Consider the following 2,437-nt stretch of genomic DNA (forward strand, 5'->3'; position numbering starts at 1 on the left):
TCGTCGAGGTGGTTGGTCGGTTCGTCGAGCAGGACGCAGTCCGGCCGACGCACGATGATCGCCGCCAGCGCCAGACGGGTGCGCTCCCCGCCCGACAGCTCGGCGACCGGTCGGTCGTGGGGCAGGTGACCGACCCCGAGCCGGGCCGCGGCGACCTCGGCCCGGCGGTCGGCGTCCCACGCGTCGTGGTGCTCGGCCCAGGCGAGGAGGGCGGCATACTCCTGCGCGGCATCGACGTGCGGGGCACCGCCGCTATCTCCGTTGTCTCCGTTGTCGCTGCTGTCTCCGTTGTCTCCGTTGTCGCTGCTGTCCCCGCTGGCGCTGCTGGCGCTGCCCTCTCTGGCCTCTCTGCTGAGCTCGGGCTGCGGCCCGAGCCGCCCGGCCAGCGACTCGAGCCGGGCCACCGCGTCGTGCAGTGGGGCGAGCACCTCGGCGAGTACGTCGCCCACGGTGGCGCCCGGTGCGAAATCAGGTTCCTGCCCGAGGTATGCGGTGTCCTCGGGACCGTTGACGGAGCCGGAGTCGGCCTCGTCGACGCCGGCGAGGATGCGCATCAGGGTCGACTTCCCGGCGCCATTCTCGCCGACGAGCCCGACCGGCTCACCGGGGTGGGCGACGAGGTCGACGCCGTCGAGGACGACGCGGTCCCCGAACGCACGCCCGACGTCGCGGGCGACGAGCGATCCGGAGGGGAGCGACTCAGGAGCGGTGGCAGGGAACGGCATACGGCGAAGGTCCTTCGAGACGGAGGGTGACCCGCCGGGCAGTGCCTCGGTCGCGGGTCGGGGGCGTCTCAGTTCCACATGATGGGACCATGCTGCCCCACAGCGCGGTCCAGGGCAAACCCCGGACTCAGCACCCCGTCCACCCAGTCGAGGATCTGCCCGAACGCCCCGCGCTGGGCGCCGACGTGGCAGTGCGCCTCGGCCCCGAGCGCGGCGTCGAAGACGAGCAGCTCGGCGGGACAGGTGAGGTGGGCGTGGAGCGCCTCCGGCTGCCCGGCGAAGAACGCGTCACCGGCGGCTGCGCAGACCAGCGTGGGGCAGGTGATCCGCTCGGCGATGCCGTCGCGCAGGTGGTAGTCGAGATATGCCGCGAGGAACTGCCTCGGGGTGTCGACGTCCATGACGGAGCACCCGTGCGTCATGGCCCACCGGCTCGTGGGATCGGTGCGCATCGACTCGGCGAGGGCGGCGTCGACCTCCGGCGCCTCGGGCGCCCGGAGCATCTCCTCCGCCATCTCCCGCGGCATCGGGAAGTCGGCGGTGCTGATCACGCCGAGGTCGTAGACGCCGTCCACGGCGACGCAGGCGGCGAGCCGGGGCTCGAAGGCCGCTGCGCGGGGGGCGAGGTAGCCGCCGAGGCTCACGCCCACGAGCCCGACCCGGGTGGCGTCGACCTCGGGCCGCTCGAGGAGCCAGTCGAGCACCTGGCTCACGACGTGCTCCCAGTCGGGCCGGAAGGCGAGCCCGTGGTGGACGCGGGCCGACGGCTGGCCGGGGCCGTCGAAGGTCAGGACGTGGTAGCCGCGCTCCACGGCGGCAGCGGCCCCGAAGAAGTGCATCTCCTCGACGCTGGCGTCGAAGCCGTTGTGCATGACCAGGGTCGGACGTCGGCCCTCGCCGCCGGAGTAGAAGTACCCCTCGAGGGTTACGGCGTCGTAGGGGATCGTCACCGGTTCGATGGGCGTCGCTGCAGCAGAGGCGAACTCACGAAAGCACTCGACCGAGCGCCGGTAGGCGGTGGTGACCCGCGGGTCGTCCGCGTCGCCGTGCAGGAAGAACTCGGCGGCCCGGTAGTAGGTGCTGGCCCGGAGCATCCCGTCGCGGCGGAGACGCGGTGGCCCGCCGCCGCTGCCATGCCGGCTCGCTCGGCGACGAGCTCGGCGGTGTCGTGCCACTCGTCGTGCCAGCTGTCGTCGTCCCCGGACCGGATCCGCTGGGCGGTCGCCACGACCTCTCCGGCCTCGCTCCCGCCGTACGAGGAATGCCCGAGCGCGCGCAGCGTCTCGAACCAGAACTGCGGGTTGTCGGTGAAGACGAAGGGTTCCATGGGAGCTCCTCAGAAGGGTCGGGTCACGGTCGCCACGTCGCAGCAGCTGCCGCGGGTATGCCGGTCGCAGCGACGCTAGGTCGAGCCACCCCGGCCCGGTGTCAACCGATCGGTGGACACCCGGGCACCACCACCCGGTCGGCGCGACGGACCCTGCCCCCGGCCGAGTATTGAGGCATCGGCCCGGCGCTCCACCAGCGCCACGAAGACCGGTCAACAGCCCTCACAGCCGGACCCACCCACCCTTGGAGTCATCATGCAGCTCGTCGTCTCTTTCGCCCCCTGGATCGTCTACGGGATCCTCGACAGCACCGCCGGCTGGCGGGTCGCCCTCATCGCCGGGCTCGTCACCAGCCTCGCCACCCTGGCCCTGACGGTCCTGCGC

General features: G+C 72.4%; 2 protein-coding genes. Both read right to left on the reverse strand.

Features of this window, described 5'->3' with window-relative positions:
• Nucleotides 1-725: ATP-binding cassette domain-containing protein (locus Q0R63_RS11650; RefSeq protein ID WP_295697404.1), on the reverse strand; the 725-nt coding region annotated here is incomplete at its 3' end.
• 68 nt (nt 726-793) lie between these two features.
• The gene (locus tag Q0R63_RS11655) at nt 794-1,819 is read right to left on the reverse strand and encodes an alpha/beta fold hydrolase (RefSeq protein ID WP_295697406.1); all 1,026 of its coding nucleotides are present in this window, start codon (nt 1,817-1,819) and stop codon (nt 794-796) included.
• Between the last annotated feature and the right edge of the window lie 618 nt (nt 1,820-2,437).

Origin of the sequence: Lapillicoccus sp. (genome assembly GCF_025353065.1) — a bacterium.
GTDB lineage: Bacteria > Actinomycetota > Actinomycetes > Actinomycetales > Dermatophilaceae > Lapillicoccus.